The sequence below is a fragment of the Microbacterium mitrae genome, from assembly GCF_008017445.1.
Taxonomy (GTDB): domain Bacteria; phylum Actinomycetota; class Actinomycetes; order Actinomycetales; family Microbacteriaceae; genus Microbacterium; species Microbacterium mitrae.
Genome location: NZ_VRSW01000004.1, coordinates 39438 through 56226, shown reverse-complemented (window position 1 = coordinate 56226; position 16789 = coordinate 39438). Strand labels below are relative to the sequence as shown.

Below are 16789 nucleotides of genomic sequence, written 5' to 3'. Positions count from 1 at the left end.
TGATCGCGTCCAAGTGCCCGCCCGAAAGGGCGCAACACGCTAATAACCGATTCTTGCAGACGGATGCCACCTTTTCGGGTGTTTGGTGCGGTGGCATACCAAACAGCCGCACCATGGTTCCGGTACCCGCTCATTCGGTGTTGAGATACAGCCGGAGGTACGAAGTCACTCGACCGAGAGGTTTGCCTCGGCGCTTCGCGCTGCCACGACCGCGTTGGCTTTGCGGAGTGCGGGGAGCCAGCCGTCGTAGAAGTTGCGCACAGATGCAGGCGAAGGGCGGCGCGTGCCATCGGCGGCCTGCTCCTTGACCCACTCGCCGTAGAACGCAAAGGTCGGCTCGGCTCCAGCGGCCGCCGCAGCCGAGATGAAGTCGATGACGGCGTTCGCGTAGTCGTCTTCGCTGAACGCCAGAAGCCCCTTCGGGCGGCCGAGGGACGCGGTTGCGAGGCCCATGGCTTCGAGCGCGTCGCTCCACCCCTGGTAACGCTTTTGAAGCGTCTGTCTGGTGGGCGGCCAGGGCTTCGTGCCCGTGGCAGACTTCAAGCCGATGGCGTCGAGGAGTTCGCTACGCAACTCGTTGTATCGCGCGCCCGTGATTGTGAGGGTGGGGTCAGACATGGCGGCGTTCTGAGCGGCGCCAATGATTCCGAGAACGGTGGCAAGCTCATCGGGCGTGACGGAGGCTTCACTCAAGTGCGTGCCCAACTCGTCGAGTAGCTCCTGCGGAAGATTCACGGCTGCCCATGCATAGTCGGGCTTGAGACGCAGTTCAGACCCGAGGAGGAACCACACGCCGGCCTCGAGGGCGACATTGGAGAAGACGTCGGTGTCGTTGTTCTGGTCGAAAACGATGTTCGACGCGCGCAGTGCCTCGTCGGCGACGTCGACATCGATGCTTGGGTAAAGCACCGAAATACGCGAAACGGTTTCAGCGCGTGTGAATCCCTGGTGGGCGAGGTTCGACGCGATGGCTTCGTACTCAGCGAGGAACTCAATCTGGGCGCGTTGTTCACCCGCTTCCTTGGCGGCTTGGCGGGCGGCGCGTGAAGTTTCGGCGTCGGCGCCACCGTGCTTGCGAACGATCTGACGCACTCGCTCGCGGGTCAGGTTGATGCCGTCGGCGATCTCCTGGAGAGTAGCGCCATCGGCATAGCGCTCAATCACATCACGGTCGCGGTCTGTGATCATAGGGGGCGGAGTCATGAGGTTTCGCTTTCGTTTGGTGCGCGGGACCCGTGCTGCTCTGCAGTGAGCCGGCGCGCAAAAGTTGGGAGATTGAGCCCGCAGATCATTGGGCTTGAAGGATTCGGCTCGTCACTAGGGACGTGCGCTTTCAGGAGTTGGCTTGCTGTCGTGGGGTATCCCACCCCGTCGCGGACCGAAGTCCGGCTCCTATCGCTGGGTTCGGCTCCGGTCTTCAACCACGCCCGCCATGACTTCCATCTGCACGCGGGAGAGCGCCTCGAGGCGGACCGACGCGGGGAGGGTCTCCAGCTCTCGTACGGCTCGATCGATCGCTTCATCGATCGATGGCCGCACACTCCGAGCGGGAGCTACCGCAGCACGCAATGCGGGGAGGGATTCGGCGGTGCCGAAAAGATCGTCGAGCGAGATTCCGAGCACCCGAGACAGTGTGAGTTGGTGCTTCGCAGACGGAAGTCGGTACCCCGTCTCGATCTGGGCAATGTGAGGGTACGAAAGCTCTGTCGCCGCGGCGAGATCCTTACGGCTCATACCCAGCTCCTCGCGGCGCGCGGCGATGCGGCGACCAAGCGCCAGATCACCCGTGCGCGGGGAAGAGCTGTTCGACGGAGGCGTCTGACTTTCGGGGGACATATTTCTATGCTTTCAGAACAGTTCACCTCATGCAATGCGAACTGCATCGGTGCATCAGTGCGTGCCAGCGTCCTCCACGTTTGGTTCCTCCGAGCGCCCGCGCTTGCGGTTCATCTCGTGATACGACGAGCGGCTGAGCTTCGACATGTACCGGGTGGACTGCCGATCTGCCATGTGAATCATCTGCTCCACCGTGGCAATCTCTCGACGAATGTCATCTGACGAGCTCGCCGGCGCGGTAGAAAGCGCACTGACGAGATGTGATTTCGCGCGTGCGAGGTGATCGCGCGCGGGGGAGACATGGTCGTTCTCGAATGCCTCGGAAGCCAACTTCTTGCACTCCTGTGCTTCCTGGAAGAGCGTCTCCGACACGACAATCGGGTTCGAGAGCCGCTCGGCAGCTTCACTACCGGGCACGACGTTGACCGCGATCGGGAGTTTGGCGACATGCTCGATGAGCGCTGGCAGCTCGATGTACTCCAGGGCAAGCGTTGCAACCTTGGCGGGGCCGAGCGTCGACTTTCCCGGCACCTTGAGCTTCAGAAGCAGGCGCCGCTTCTCATCGGCGTACAGATCTCCAATCTCGATCATGATTCGCCCGCCGGGGAGAGCGGCCGCGGGAAGGTCGTTGTAAAGACGGACCATCTTCACGCTCGGCTCGAGCTCAACGGTGAGAGTCATCGCTTGGAGCGCTTTGGTGAGAAGCCCCGTGACCTCGCGCGAAATTTCTGCGCCTGCATCGTCGGGGTTGCTAGCAAAGACGTGATTGCCAGCGCCGGCCTTGGCGAGCGCGGCCAGCAGCGTCTCGTCGTAGTGCTCGCCATATCCGAGCGTGGAAATGACAATGCCGTCACCGTAAGCACGGGCAGCGACGCCGGAGAGCTCGCCAGCGTCGCGGATGCCCGCGTTGATGTGCCCATCCGACACCACGAGAAGAGTGCCGCCCGCCGTGGCCACCCGCTTGATCTCTCGGAGTCCGCGAAGGAGGCCAGCGCCGAGATCTGTGCTGCCGCCGCTGGCGACCTGCCGGATCTTCGCGATGACGGACTCCTTGTCAGTGAGCGGGCCGGCCGGAACCACGACTTGCGCTTCGTTGTCGAAGGTCACGAGTCCGAAATTGTCGGTTGGTGCGAGACGCCGAACAAGCGCGATGAGTGCGTCCTTCGCGCCCTCAAGTGGTGCGCCCGACATTGACCCGCTCCGATCAAGGACGACCTGCAGTGAAGCGGCGGGTCGCACGAGATCTGCGGCGAGCGGAGGTGCCTCCAGGTCGAGCATGACGGTGACTTCATCGTCAGTGTCAAGCGCGATCAAATTGACGTCGAGCTGGGTCGTGATGTTCATGATGCCTCGATTCGCAGAGAAGAATGTATGCGCTGAGCATAGCACCAGTCTAACGCGTAAAGCAACGGGGAGATTATGCGCTTTGCATAATCTCCCCGTTGTGAGGAGTGTCCCGCTAATTGTCGGCGTCGTGCGGGAGTCGCGAATGAACGGCTAGCAGTCGCGTTCTGACGTGCGCGCCCAGCCGGGAAATTCCGAAGATCTCGGCCGTGCCGCGAATGAGCGCGTCGTCGTCAAACCCGGGATTCGCGCTCCGAACAGCCAGCATCGCGTTGCGAATCTCCTCAGGCGCGATTTCCTCGAGCGATCGCGAACCGTCAGCGTCAGCGGTGCGATAAGCCGTCCAGGTCGCGGGGTCGATCGACTCGGGCCACGCGAAAGTACCGAGGTCGCTCTTCTTCACGTGTCCGCGAGGCACGATCTTTGTAATGTGCTCGGCTCGCGCGGCGCGCACCGCATTCAGGCCAAAGCGTTTTGCAACGATGCGAATGAGGCGCCCGAGTTCGATCGGTCCTTCGAACTCAATGACATCGACAATTTGCTCCCGAACCTTCGCCACGGAGGCTCGGCGAGACAACGAATCGAGCACCTCGCGCGGGCCAACAACTTCGGTGTTCGCGGGCTCGAAGACGCGGACAACGTCAGTGACCCGCGGCTGGGTGTCGCCGGCGGGCGGCGCGCTCGCGATCGGTTGACGAGGTTCCACTACCCCGACTGAATCGGTGGCGTCTGTTGCTGCCGCTGCGAGGGATCCCGGCGTGGGCGCAGCCACGCGGAATGCCTCGACCGGCGATTCCAGAGAAGTAGGAGCCGCGCGGAGTGCTGTCGCGGGAGCGACCGCAACCTCGTCGACAACCGTCGCGTTTACGACCTCCTCGGTGCCAGCATCGTTTTGCCCAGCCTCAGCAAGTCCAAATGCCTGTTCCGCTTCGTCGACCTGAGACAGGATCTGAGCCACGACAAGGTCGCGGTTCTGCAGCCACATGGGCCACCAGATACGCGCAACGGCAGGCCATCCCATCAGCCCCGTGAGAACTTCCAGCGGGAGCACGTCGCGATCCGACACCGTGATGCGCCGGGTCCAGCTTTCGCCGTCGAGGAGGATGGGAAGCAGGAGGCGGTCGGGGGCATCGGGTCTCGCCAGCACCAGATCCAACCGGAAGTTGGACATGCCAACGTCGGTCAGAACGTGTAGTCCTGCCTCACGCAACGCCGACGCGATATCGTCGCGGTGGCGATCACGAATGGCGGTTCGGCCAGCGATCTCCGTGCTTGCGCCGGTCGCGCGGGCAGCTTCGAGGAGGAAGTCCTTGAAGTGCTTGGGGCCGTCATAGGCAGACCCGGAGACATCCAGGTCGGATGGATCGAAGCTACAGAACACGATGTCCTTGCGGCGGGCTCGCGTAACGGCAACGTTTAGGCGGCGCTCCCCGCCGCTATTGGAAAGCGGGCCGAAGTTCGTCGGAATCTTTCCGTTGGCCTGTTTTGAGAACGCCACCGAGAAGATGATGGTGTCTCGTTCATCGCCCTGCACCTGTTCCAGTGCCTTAACGAAGAGCACGTCGTTGCGCCCCATCTTCAGTTCATTCATGATGGTGCGGATGCCGGGGTCATCGCTGGCGATGAGCAGGTCTTCGATGAGTTCGCGTTGGCGCTCGTTGAACGTGACGATGCCGATTGATGGGCGACCCTCGGGGTCAAGACGGACCAGCTCGCGCACGGCATCGACGATCGCAAAGGCCTCAGCAGGGTTTGTATTAGCGCTCGCCGAAATGTTTCCGCCGAGGGAGATCGCCTTGCTGCCGGCGCGAAGGTAGCGGCCGTCATGGAAGCCTTCGGGCTTCTTGCGGTAGCCGCGCGCCTTCTCATGGGCGTCCTCGCCGGGCATTGCCACGCGCCGAAACTCGATTCCTGTCTCGGTCGACATGAGAGTCGGTGTCGGGAAACTGCTGAGATCGCCCTTGTAATACTTGTGGTTGCTGAACGCGATGAGTTGCTCGTCCTGGCTGCGATAGTGCCAGCTAAGGCTCAGCGCCGGCACGCGTGCCAACTCGCTCTCGGAGAGGATGGACTCCTGATCCTCAAACACCTCTTCGATGTCGGCGTCTTCGACCTCTTCGTCGGTGGCGGAACCGCCGACGCGTCGGGTGGGAGGCATCTGCTTGCTATCTCCCACGATGATCGCCGCGCGCGCCCGACCAAGGCTACCGATCGCTTCCGGCACCGTGATCTGCGAGGCCTCGTCAAAGATGACAACGTCGAACTCCATGAGCCGCGGATCGATGAGATCGACGACGGAGGCCGGGCTTGCCAAGACGAGCGGCGTGAGTTCTTGCACGACATTGCCGTACTTGCGCAAAATGGCACGGGTGCCCAGTCTCCGCGTGGTCTTCTCAAGCTCGCGGGCAAGGCCGCCGGTCTTAGTCCCGCGACCAGCGCCGCCCCGTTGCTCCAGGAGTTGAGCGGGAACGGCTGTCGACCATTGCTCCCGCACCTCGCTCTGAGCCGCCGCGTAGGACTGCGCGCGATGATTGTGCGCGACAGCATCAAAACGATCGAGGCCTGCGGAACGTACTCGCTCGCTCAATGAGGCGCGAGCGATTCCGCGCGCGAGTGCGTCCTCCGCATCCTCGGGGTGGAGGCGCCCTTCGAGAAGAGATGCGCGAGCGTCTGTCAGGCCAGCGACGCGCATGGACTCGACGCGGCGGACGAGGGCGCACCACTGCTGCAAACCAAGAAGTCGGTTGAAGCGTGCGTCCCGCGCCCACTCTTCCGCGTGTTGTGACGCAGTACGGAGAAGGGAGGAATCCCCAACCCAGGCACGGAGATCGTCGTCCTGCACATCGAGCTCCTGCACGAGGGCTACCCAATCGCGGGCGAGCTGAACGAGTTGGTCGCGGTAACCGTGCAGGTGTCCGCCGCCAGCCAGTTGTCGTACCTTCATGGTCCAGGAATCGGTGTTGCGGAGAACTTCCGTCTTCTGACGCAACTGTTCGATGCGGCGGTACGCAGCATCGAAAGCACCCGGACTGAACGGGTTGGCGGGCGCGGTTTGCGCAAGCCCAGGCATGTTGACGATTGCGGCCCGAATCTGACCGGCGACATTGCGTGCTGCGAGCAGGTCGCTCAGGATCTTTGGAGCGGATGCTGGCGTTACCTCCAGGCCCGCGGGGGCGGCTTCAACGAGCGGCGCTATGGCGGCGGCCTGACGGTTCTTGCGCCCGAGGAATCCTGAGGCGTTCGCAGCTTCGAGGTCTCGTGAGATCCCTTCGAGATTCATGTGGATGGTGTCGGGGGCAAGCCCGTGCAGTTGGTGGCGCCATCCATCAGCAGACTGTGCGCAGGAATGAATGGTGCTGGGGGCTCGGTCAAGCCACGCGGAGTCGAGGATCCATGCCAACTCGTCACCGATCGGTAGCCCGGCATCGGTAGCGGCGGCGAGAACGGTCAGCTGTTGCGGGTGAGATGCCTCTTCGAGGGCGGCCGCAAGCGGTGCCGGCACGTCCGTCCAGGACGTGGCTGCGAGGATCCCTTCGACAGCAAGACGCGTTCGCTCGACATTGAACGGTTCGCCAGCGCCTGGCCCGGCAAATCTCCAGGGGTGGTTCGGTCGCACACCCGCGGCGCTCGTCCATCGTTGGAGGTCCGCGAACACCTCCTTGACCTCGCTGAGTGCTGACGCCAGGCGGTCAACGGAATCCGTAGGAACGTCGACAGAAGGCCCGTCTCCTAGGACGAGCAACTCATCTTGCGCACTGTAGGCGGAGTGCCCGGCTGCATTGCGCGAGTGGAGCGCGGTTGGGTACTGCGTCAGTTCGAAGCGCGCATTTCGTAGCCGACGGCGCGCACTCTCCATGGCGAGAGCATCTGGAGTGACGCTGGCGGTGAGGGCGCGCTGCAACGAGGCGCGCACCTCCACAGAATTTGACCCTTCGTGGTGAAGGTTCAGCGCGAAAGGCGCAAGCCCGATGGAATCCAACCGACGTTGTACGACGGAGAGGGCGGTTCCCTTCTCCGCGACAAACAGCACACGGAGCCCAGCGAGAACGCATTCTGCGACCATATTGGTGATCGTTTGAGACTTCCCAGTTCCAGGAGGTCCCTGCAGAACGAAGGTGCGGCCCTGCGACGCCCACAACACCGCGCGCTTCTGTGTGGAGTCTGCGGGAACTGGAGTTTCAACCTTCTCGATATCCTCCGGTGTGATCTCCGGGGCAGCCGCGATCGCTGCATCGACGAACTCTTCAGCCGGGGTCTCCACAAGGTGGCGGATGAGCGGTCGTTCGAGATAGATATCGGCATTGGCATTCAGGTCTTGCCACATGCGGAACGTTGAGAGATCGAGCGTCGCCAAACGTGCTTCAGCGAGTACCTGCGCGCTGAGGTCACCATTGTGCCCCAGCAACGCGTTGCGAGCTTCGGAGAGAACCGCGTTCACGTCGATTCCCGCGTGGTCAGCAATCGGTTCCGCGAGACCGGGAATGGACAGACCGTGCTCTCGACGAAGCCACTCGATGAGTGCCGCGTTGGTCGTTGCTTGCTGCGTTGTGTCTAGTGAAAGCGTGAAGTCGCGACCACCGCGGCTTCCAACGAGGTTCACAGGCACAAGAATGATCGGGGCATCGGCGAGTTTGCCAGGACCGGGACTCCAGCGGAAGACACCGAGGCACAAATAGAGCGGGTTCATTCCGCGCTCTTCGCGGGCGGTCTTCGCATTGTGAGCCATCGTGCGGAGTTCACGAATAGTGACGTCTGGCGAGACAGCTCGCAGACCGTCTGCGACTCGTCGCAAGCGCTGGACATACAGCACCCTTGACCGGAGCATGCTGGTGAGCTCCGCGTCAGGATCACCGGCGTCGAGTATCTGCATGGCGTTGCGGGTGCCACGCGCGGTCCACACTTCGGGTAGGTCGAAGGCGCTGTGAACCATGAACGACTTGTCCTGATGGAGCATGTCTTCCAGCTCAGCCAGGTTGGTGCTGGGAACAACGAGCGGTTGAACGCGGGCGTTCATGCCGAGGTTCAGGAGGGGGTTGGTGGCATTCAGGCTGAACAGCGAGGACTTCCACGTTCGGTATCGCGGGGGGTGAGCATCAATGCGGCGTTCGCGGACGGCTGCTTCCGGTGCCTGAGTATCGACAACTGAGACCGTGGCCGGAGCATTCACACGGTACTCGAATACCTCCGTCACGCCGTCGGGCCGTTCCGTGACTGCGGGAAGCGGGGATACTCCCAACCTGCGTGCAATTGCGAGATCGATGAGCGTGACATCGTTTTCCGCGAGGGCATGAGCAAATCGAACGTGCTTTGCCTCCAGCCGCGCCTTTTCCGCGTTCATGTCAATGTCGACAGTAAGTGCGGTGGTTTCAATGAGGCCAAGGTAGCCCGCCTCGACGAGAGTCGCGATCTTCGGTGCGTCAGTGACTACCGGTAGCCGTGGGTGCCAGCTCGGGTGGCCCGAGGAGCCACTGGCGGTCAAGTCATGGCGCCAGTAGCCAATGAAAATATGATCACGAACAAGAACCAATACAGGGTTCAGGCCGACTTCTTCGATGACCGCGGCTGTGAGTACGGTGGTGTCCATACACGTGGCCAGCCCCCCGGCGGCGACGTCGCCGTGATCACGGATGCGTTGACCAGTTGTGTAGTAGTCCCACCCGGGGGGCGGCTCCGAATATGAAATCTTTCGAGCGCGTAATGCTTCATAGATGGCGGTGACGGATGCATCAACTGCACTGGGCGCTTCCGCTTCGGAGAGCTGGAACGCATGAAAAGAGGATTCGCCGAAAAGACTTGCACGGAGATTTGCGGCTTCTCGTGCGATAGCGCCGACTGCGGGGTGGTTGGGGCGAACGAAAGACGCGAGGAGCGAATGGCTGAGGGCATGTGGGTTCGGTTGTCCCTGTGCTGCGCGAAGCGGATCGCCTTTCCAATTCCATAGATCGCGTGGTTGAACATCGACAGCGGCCTCGTACCGCGCCAGGACTTGCCCGTCAGCTTCTAGGCTGACTTCGCAGACGGCTCCCCGACGGTCATCGATCTGCGACATGACGCGAGCGGAAAGTGGCACATGGATTTCGCCCGTGCGTCGTGCGCCAGCTTCGATAGTTCCTTCAAGAATGACGGCGCGGCCGAAGACAATATCCGCATCCACGAGCGAGACAACGACACGCGCGTTCTTGACCTTCTCGGCCAGATGGATCTCGATCTCAGCGATTTGAGGGATGCGCGCGTTCGCCGATGCCCAGGACCACTCTGGACTGACGGCAGCACGGATACGTGCGATATGGAGCGGTTCAACGGGAACTGCTTCGCTGCCTACAGGTTCATCGGCATCCGAAGAAGTGAGGTGAGGATCGCTCCGCGCAACGACAATCGCGGGAGGAGCGGCTTTCGCTGTGGTGGTCGCAGTGGAGTGCCAATAAGCAAGGGCGTCATCGAGATAGGTGATGATTAGGGCGGACTGGGAAGGCTCGACGATTGCTCCCGCATCGAGCACAATTTCGTCTGCATCATCGAGCCAGGAAGCGCCCGCAGACGTCACAAATGTCTGTTGCTTTGCTTCGTTGGAGTCGCCGAGAAAGGGAATGATGCGGAGTTCGCCACCTTCGAGTTCGGCAAACGCGAAGGTACTCGCCATTTCCTCAAGTGCGAGCCACCCTCGTGAATCATCCGCAATGACCTCGACTCGCCCCGTTCGCTTCGACGCGTAATCCGCAACGAGGGTGGCGATGTTTTGGTTGCCCATGACGGTGACTCCTGCTCTACCGCACTCAGTGAGCTGCGCGATGACCGCGTTCGGGGTCAGCTACGAGTGCCTGATGTCTTTGGCTCAGATTATCGGCACGCATGCGTGGGGGACGAGTAGGAACGGAAAGTTTCCCGCTGAATGTTGAAACTCATATTCGCTTTCATCTCGACACGGCCGCGCCTCGATGCGGCGGGCGCAATTCGCGTCCTTGTGTTCCAGTAATGTCCGCGGACGCTGGCAAGATGGTCCTACGTGCCAACCCGGAGGCAAAATGAACGCTCATGAGGATGCGGTTGTTGTTCCGCTCGTCCCGCTGCACAGCGAACCGACCACTGAGGTCATGTTACGGATGTTGCTAAATCGCGAAGCGCTTCTGATTGATCGTGTGGAAGCACCTGACCGCATCTATAAGTCAGGCATGGTGGCCCAATCTAGTGGTGCCTTCGCCAAGGCGCTCGGGCAGGCCGTCGGTCATGCCGGACGGGCCGTTGGCCAGGCCGGACGCGCGGTTCCCGCCGAACAGCTGTACCGCGTGATTCTCCCGACAGGTGCGATGGCACGTGACCTCGTTCCGGCCATCGGCGGAGGTTTTCGAGGGATGGTCCGTGCGGCTGGATCCACCAAGTTCGCTGGGCATGCAAGGCTCGTTCCGGCTGCTGGGGCGGCGGGAGTGGGGGGCGTTGCGGTCGCGGCTGGCCCTCTTATTGCGGCGGTTGCGCTCGCAACGGCCGGGGAGTTGCTCGCTCAGCATCAGATCAATAGAAAGCTCGATTCAATCCGTAGCGTGGTAATAGATCTAATCGTTCGGCAGGACGACCACGAACGGTCGGTATTGACGACAGCAAGCCAGCAGGCCCGCAAGGTTGCGAGCTACCTGCTGGATCAAGCACAGATTCCGTCCATTTCATCGGCGCCACATGCATTCGGTGAACTGGATACCCTCACGAACACATACATTGATCGCCTCGGCCGATGGCGTGACGCTGTGGCAAAACATGAGGGTTCCGATCGCGTTTACACCCAGGACCTCATGACGGCTCTCGTCGGAAAAAAGGACAACCCAATCCAGGAATTTGAACGCATGGTTGTGCAGACGTACGAGGCGCTGGCCCTCAGGGCTCGCGTCGTCGTACTCGAAAAGATTGCGACCGAGTTCTCAAATGCAGATCGATCGTTGCCTCACGTCGAGAGTGTGCTTCGTGATGAGCTGTCATTGCTCGCGGATCACCAGGCGGGCCTCGTTGGACTGTTAGACGACCTCAACGTGGTCCAGATCGACTCGAGCAGGGTGCCGATCGCGTTTGCCGGTAAGGGAACCTTGAACGCCCGCACGAGTTTCGGTCGCCTGTCTCGCGCCCTGCACGCCGCACCCGATAGCCTGCCGATGCTGACCAGCGCCGACCAAACTGTTCTCGAACTGAGCCCATCGCGGGCGGGATTTGATGTCGTAGTGCCGCAGACTGCCTGACTCAGCCTCCAACGACGGCCAAAGGCGCACGACCGGAGCTGCAATTACGAAGGTCTTACCTCCCGTATCGCGATTTGCTGCTGATAGCGGACATGGCGAAGAGAAACAGACCGTTGTCGACACGCTGACGGAGTTCTTCGAACCATTCTTTAGGCTTGGCTCGACGTAACCGCGCGGAGGGGCGGCCCGACACAAACGGCCCGCTGGACGCAACCCCCGGCGAGCTATCGCAGCTTCACGAGTTTCTGAAAACCGCGAAAGACCCCATCACCATCTGCCGCGACAAACAGTTCTGGCGCGGACTCTAAGCATGGAGACTCGACAGTTCCTTATCGAACCCCTTCTCTGCGACAGTACAGACGTTGCGGCACTCAGAACTGTTTCCAGTCGTCAATCGGCTGAAGAGTCCTTTCCTGTGCTCGAATGAACGCGGCGCTACCGGCTGGATCGCTTTGACCCACGCACATTGACGGTGAGCAGTTAGTCAGCGTCAGACTCGTCTTCGATCATCGCTTCATCCACGAACTGTGACGAATCCTCGCTTGCCTCGCCATTATCTACGTCACGCGGCACGGCCTTGCCCATCGCACGTTCCACAAGCCGACAGATTCGTTCGCGACGCTCGATGAAGAAGCTGTCGAAGTCATCTGTGCGCAGAAGTTCCGCCGGAACAAGGTGCGCCTCAAGAAGAGAGTCGAGACGCTCCGAATCGATCTGGGCCTTCTTTTCAATCACGCCCAGATACGACGACGGGGCCGCGCCAAGAATCGTGCGGTTCGTCGACGCCGCGATGGCTGTCTTGTTGACGATGCTCTCGCGCCGTTCGTTGTCGATGTCGTGTTGTGCACACCACTGCTTCGGGAAGATGTGGTGGATGTCGACGGCGAGTTGCGCGTACTGCACCATGTCGAGTGCCTGGTCGTACATCCAGTCACGCGCCTGGTTGCCAAGAAACAGGGCGTAGATGCCCTTGTATGCAGCACTGTTTCGGCTGCGTAGGGAGTGCAAGCGAGATTCGACGAAGGTCGCGTCGTTGATGGTGTTCGGAACCGTCGCGTTTGGTTCCTTTCGGGCCCACGCCGGCACCTGTTCAAGGTCGCGAACGAACCGCGTCTCGATGGTGCTGCCGTAGAGCTCGCCGAGGATTCCGCACCAGAACCACCGCACGAGGTGGTCTCGCACGCCGAGCAGATCTGCGTCTTTGCCGAGCACAACGCGGAGCGCCGCGAGCGGAACCAGTTGCTTCTGATACGGAAGGAATCCCTGGTCAAAGATGTGCTGATCTGCAAGAAACGTTGAAGCCCAGACGAAGGCTTCACGGAGTGGATCAACCCATTCGAGGTAGTCCGGCAGCGTGAGCTTGAGCACATCTTCACGTTTGGCGGAGACGGCAGGCGGGCGGTTGCTGGTGTCTTGCAGGTTGCGTTTGCGCGTCGTGAGGAGCGTGATGGCTTGCAAGAAGTCGGTGTTCTCGACGCCGTTGAGCACTCGATGAGGAGCGAACTTGTCTTTGGTCAGGAGCCAGTCGTCGTTGAGACGGAAGTCAGTGCCGTGTTCGTTGAAGTAGTCGGCGTCGCCGGCGAACGTTGCTGTCAACAGTTCGAAGACATTGAGGGGGAGCCCGCCGACGTTGACCTTCTCAAACACGGTCGCCACGGCCGCTTTGCTGGTGTGATTGTCCAGTTCGATGGCGGGGATGTTGTATGTGCCAACAGGGACGATGACCTTTTCGTTGAAAGCAGCCCCCAGTGCGCGATCTTCGATGTTGAACAGCCACGTCAATGCATCACCGAAGAGTCGATTCACGGGGAACAGCTTCTGCTCAATCTCCCTCTCCATCGTGGAGACGTCGCGGGTGATGTCGCGCCCGAAGTTTGTGCGTTCGATTCCATCGCCCGGAAGGGAGAGTACGGCTTCGTCCAGTCGGTCTTCGCCTTGGACGGCAAGCTCCATGTCGATGTAGTACTTGCGCTCGAGCAGCTTTCCGCGACTGTCTGTGGTGTGCACGACGCCCGTTCCCATGAGCGCTTGCGTCAGTGACGTGAGGCGCTGCTGGCCGTCAAGCAGGAGGAAGTCGGCGTGAGTGTCGGCGGGGAAGTCCGTGCCCTCAACGGCGCGGGGCTTGAAGCGGATCTGGTCGTTGCCGGTCTTCAGTAGCATCACGACGCCCAGTGGGTGCCCACGCAATACGGTTACGAGGAGCTGGCGGATGCGTTCGTCATCCCACTTATAGCCACGCTGAAAGTCGGGAAGCTGAATCTTGCCCGACGTCGTCCAGTTCATGTACTGGCGAAGCTCGTGAAGAGGCGTCTGAAAACCCATTCCACAGTCCTTTGTTCAACGCACGCTTCGTCGCGCACCTCGCTACCTCGCTCGTCGGGTGTGTCCTCGAGCAAGTATCAGCGGCGCTGCCCACACTATCGCGCGCCACGCGAAGAGCTGGCGAGCGCCGCCCGCGCCGTCTCCGAACTCACGCACTGGGAGGCCGACAACGCCTCCGCCTGCATCCTGTGGACCGTCGCGATTCGCCACGCCATCCTCACCGGTGAGCTCGACATCGCGCGCGGCCCCGACCTCCTGCCCGCAGACGACGCGTCGCGCTGGGCCGAGATCATCGACGAAGCGCTCGCGCCGGGCGCGCACCCGCGCGACTTCCGTGCCCAAAACGGCTGGGTTGTTCGCGCGTTTCAGGGTGCGCTCGCGGCGGTCGCCGGGGCAACGTCGCTGGACGATGCGATCGAGCGCGCCATCCGCGGCGGCAACGACACCGACACGGTCGCGGCGATCGCGGGCTCGCTTGCCGGCGCGTTGTGGGGCGGAACCGCGGTGCCGCTGAGCTGGAAGCGCAAGATCCACGGGTGGCCCGGCTACAACGCCAACGACCTCGTGCGCCAGGCGGCACTTGCCGCTCGCAACGGCCGCACCGATGGTTCCGGCTGGCCCTCGAGAAGATGGCGCAACCCGATGTCCGCCGCTCCGGAACCCTCGAGCAACACCCGGCCGACCCGGGCGTGCTGCTGGGTTCGGTCGCGACGCTCGACACCCTGCCGATCGAGGTTGATGCGGTTGTGTCGCTCCGCCGGGTGGGTGCGCAGCAGGTGCCCGCGCGCGTCGAGAGCATTCAGGTGTGGCTTGTTGATCAGCCTGACCGCAACGCGAATCTCGACTTCACGCTCGCCGAGGCCGCCGACATGATCGCCGCGCTGCGTGCTGAAGACAAGACGGTGTTCGTGCACTGCGCGGAGGCCCGCAGCCGCACGTCTGCGGTGGCTGCGCTGTACAGCGCGCGGAACCTCGGGGTTGCGCTGGATGAGGCATGGGCCGGCATCCGCAACACGCTGCCCGACTACGACCCCAAGCGCTTTCTGCGCGACGCCGTCGCCCGCATCGTCAGCGGCGAGTAGAGATTGGAACCACGATGAGCGTTCACAAATCAGCTGCGAACCAAGACCCGTCGCTGTACTGCGCGTACTTCGGCGGCCCGCGCGACGGATGGAAGTCAGGCGATTTGCCCGCGTTCATGTCGGGTCAGAAGCTCACCGGCATGGTGATGAAAGCCCCGCTCAGCCAGCCCCACGAGTTCAGCCTGTACGCCGTTTACGAGTGCACGAGCGAAACGCAGGTTGATGGGTTTTGGGTGTTCGAGTTCCAGCGGATGGAAGGGCCGAACGGGGAGACGCTGGTGGCGGTTGAGTCGACTCCGTTGCAAATCAAATCCGCCGCGCGCAGTGGCGGAGCCTGACTAACGGAACGATGTCTCCACGGGCTCGAGCAGGAAAAGGCATGACTGCTGCTCGTACTTCTCGACGGTGGCCACCACGTGCAGGTTGTCGCCCACACCGAAGGACTCGCGGTCGTTGTCCGTGAAGTTCAGATTCGATGCGTTCACGTCACGGAATTGAAAGGCGGGGCCGACCGACGCGGTCTCGCTGAAGTCGCCTGCACCAATCAGGAGGTCGTGGCGAGTGGTGAAACCCTCGTGGTTGTTCATCGCGCCGATGCTCGCGTCGAACTCGATCGTCTTCCCCTCATACTTTTCCGCGAAGTCAGACACGAGGGGTGAGCAGTAGTCTCCCTCCTGCAGGATCGCCGCAAACTCCGCGTTGTTGTCGACGGTGATGGTCTCGACGCCTGCTGTCTCGGTCGGCGTCGGGGAAGGTTCGGTGGATTCCTCCGGGGTCGCGGACGGTTCCGTGGGCGCCTCGGAGGAGCTCGGCGCGGTGGGGTCGGTTGCGGGGGAGCTTTCACCTCCGTTGATCGAGCTAACGACGACGCCGATGACCAGCCCGACGACAGCCAAGCCGCCAAGAATCGCGAATGGAATGATCGGGAACTTCTTCTTCGGCCGACGCAGTGCGATTTCGGTTTGAATCTTGCCAGGAGTCTGGGAGACGAGCTCCCAGCCGTCCTTCTCCCACTTCTCGATCGTTCGGCCCTCGCGTCCGCGAATGGACTTGACCGTCATGGTCTCGTACTTGATTTCCGTTGCCTCGGACACGTCTCTCCCCACGTCGGGTATTCGTTGGTCGGGCACCAACAAATCGAGCGTATCGCCTGCTGTCACGCGCTTCGCACACAGCGGTTCGGGGTACGAGCGTGCGCGGGCGAGTAGCGCGCACTGCTCGTAAGTGGGCGACGTCTACGCCGTCGCGCCTGAAGGCTTGTAGGACTTTTCGAGCAGTGCTCGATCGACCGTGAGCACCGGTGCAGAAAACATGTCCGAAGTCAGGTCGACGAGGAAGTCGCCCGGAGCAGAATCGAGCGCCTCGGCGATTCGAACCAGGGTGAACACGCTAAGCATTGAGCGCCCAGATTCATAACTCCGGATGTTCGAAGAATCGATACCGCTGAACACGGCGAGCTGATCTTGTGTGAGGGCTCGTGCCTTTCGTAGCGCGGCGATGCGCTGACCGATCAACGCAGCCGCAGGGGAAGGAGTTCGAGCCACTCTTCAAGCCTGTTCGGACACGGTGAAGTACACCAGGGTTCATGTCACCGGGTACGTGTACCCTGACAACCGTGGCAAGGGAGAATGATGCTGCCCCCGAGCAGCTTGTGAAGTCACGCCAGCGGGTCGCCGATCACGGAGAAGTGTTCACGCCTCGGTGGCTGGTCGACGACATGCTTGATCTCGTCAAGCATGAGACTGAGCGGATCGACTCGCGGTTCCTTGAGCCCGCAATTATGCGCAAATCGGGTGTCTCACGAGACATCAGGGCGAAGTCTGCTGACGTTGCGCTCTCCGTCAGTTCTCCCGCGTTGGGTCGTTTGAACCGCTCGCTTGGTGCGATGCGTTTTCATGGCAGAGCTTCGTCCACAAATGGCGCCAGACCGAGCCGTGGGAACAGCCATTCGTACACCTCCCGAGTCGCGCCATGATGCCACCATGC

At 61.7% G+C, this 16789-nt stretch carries 11 protein-coding genes and 1 pseudogene; 5 read left to right on the top strand and 7 right to left on the bottom strand.

The features are described 5' to 3' along the window. Positions 1-165: 165 nt before the first annotated feature. The 4 genes from FVP60_RS10895 to FVP60_RS10880 form a co-directional block, all read right to left on the bottom strand. Positions 166-1203: a sigma factor-like helix-turn-helix DNA-binding protein gene (locus FVP60_RS10895; RefSeq protein WP_147826320.1), complete on the bottom strand. Its 1038-nt coding sequence runs from the start codon at positions 1201-1203 to the stop codon at positions 166-168. Between the two features lie 189 nt (positions 1204-1392). Beyond that, positions 1393-1836: a helix-turn-helix domain-containing protein gene (locus tag FVP60_RS10890; RefSeq protein ID WP_147826319.1), complete on the bottom strand. Its 444-nt coding sequence runs from the start codon at positions 1834-1836 to the stop codon at positions 1393-1395. A 54-nt stretch (positions 1837-1890) separates the two neighbouring features. After that, positions 1891-3180 carry a vWA domain-containing protein gene (locus tag FVP60_RS10885; protein WP_147826318.1) on the bottom strand — a complete coding sequence of 430 codons (1290 nt, stop codon included), beginning with the start codon at positions 3178-3180 and terminating at the stop codon, positions 1891-1893. Between the two features lie 115 nt (positions 3181-3295). Next, positions 3296-9928: a DUF4011 domain-containing protein gene (locus FVP60_RS10880; protein ID WP_147826317.1), complete on the bottom strand. Its 6633-nt coding sequence runs from the start codon at positions 9926-9928 to the stop codon at positions 3296-3298. A 274-nt stretch (positions 9929-10202) separates the two neighbouring features. Here FVP60_RS10880 and FVP60_RS10875 point away from each other — a divergent pair, with 274 nt between their 5' ends. After that, entirely contained in the window at positions 10203-11399 is a 1197-nt protein-coding gene (locus FVP60_RS10875; RefSeq protein WP_147826316.1) for a hypothetical protein, read from the top strand. A gap of 155 nt (positions 11400-11554) precedes the next feature. Further along, positions 11555-11707 (top strand): hypothetical protein, encoded by a 153-nt coding sequence (locus FVP60_RS13160; RefSeq protein WP_222705929.1) that lies wholly within the window; start codon positions 11555-11557, stop codon positions 11705-11707. A 172-nt stretch (positions 11708-11879) separates the two neighbouring features. Here FVP60_RS13160 and FVP60_RS10870 read toward each other — a convergent pair whose 3' ends face one another. Continuing rightward, on the bottom strand, positions 11880-13721 hold the full coding sequence (locus FVP60_RS10870) for a DUF262 domain-containing protein (RefSeq protein WP_147826315.1): 1842 nt from the start codon (positions 13719-13721) through the stop codon (positions 11880-11882). Between FVP60_RS10870 and FVP60_RS13360 the strand changes: the two are divergent. From FVP60_RS13360 to FVP60_RS10855, 3 genes and pseudogenes are all read left to right on the top strand, one after another. After that, a pseudogene (locus tag FVP60_RS13360) lies at positions 13698-14171 on the top strand (ADP-ribosylglycohydrolase family protein); the annotation flags it as partial. The gene FVP60_RS10870 and the pseudogene FVP60_RS13360 sit on opposite strands and share 24 nt — an antisense overlap. A gap of 179 nt (positions 14172-14350) precedes the next feature. After that, positions 14351-14803, top strand: a complete 453-nt coding sequence (locus FVP60_RS13240) for a protein-tyrosine phosphatase family protein (protein ID WP_147826313.1) — start codon at positions 14351-14353, stop codon at positions 14801-14803. A gap of 14 nt (positions 14804-14817) precedes the next feature. Then, positions 14818-15141 (top strand): hypothetical protein, encoded by a 324-nt coding sequence (locus tag FVP60_RS10855; protein ID WP_147826312.1) that lies wholly within the window; start codon positions 14818-14820, stop codon positions 15139-15141. On the opposite strand, the gene FVP60_RS10850 is transcribed toward FVP60_RS10855, so the two are convergent. Both FVP60_RS10850 and FVP60_RS13290 read right to left on the bottom strand, forming a co-directional pair. Continuing rightward, on the bottom strand, positions 15142-15897 hold the full coding sequence (locus FVP60_RS10850; protein WP_147826311.1) for a DUF4839 domain-containing protein: 756 nt from the start codon (positions 15895-15897) through the stop codon (positions 15142-15144). It lies immediately after the preceding gene. A gap of 141 nt (positions 15898-16038) precedes the next feature. Next, on the bottom strand, positions 16039-16347 hold the full coding sequence (locus FVP60_RS13290; RefSeq protein WP_222705927.1) for a helix-turn-helix domain-containing protein: 309 nt from the start codon (positions 16345-16347) through the stop codon (positions 16039-16041). Positions 16348-16789 lie beyond the last annotated feature (442 nt).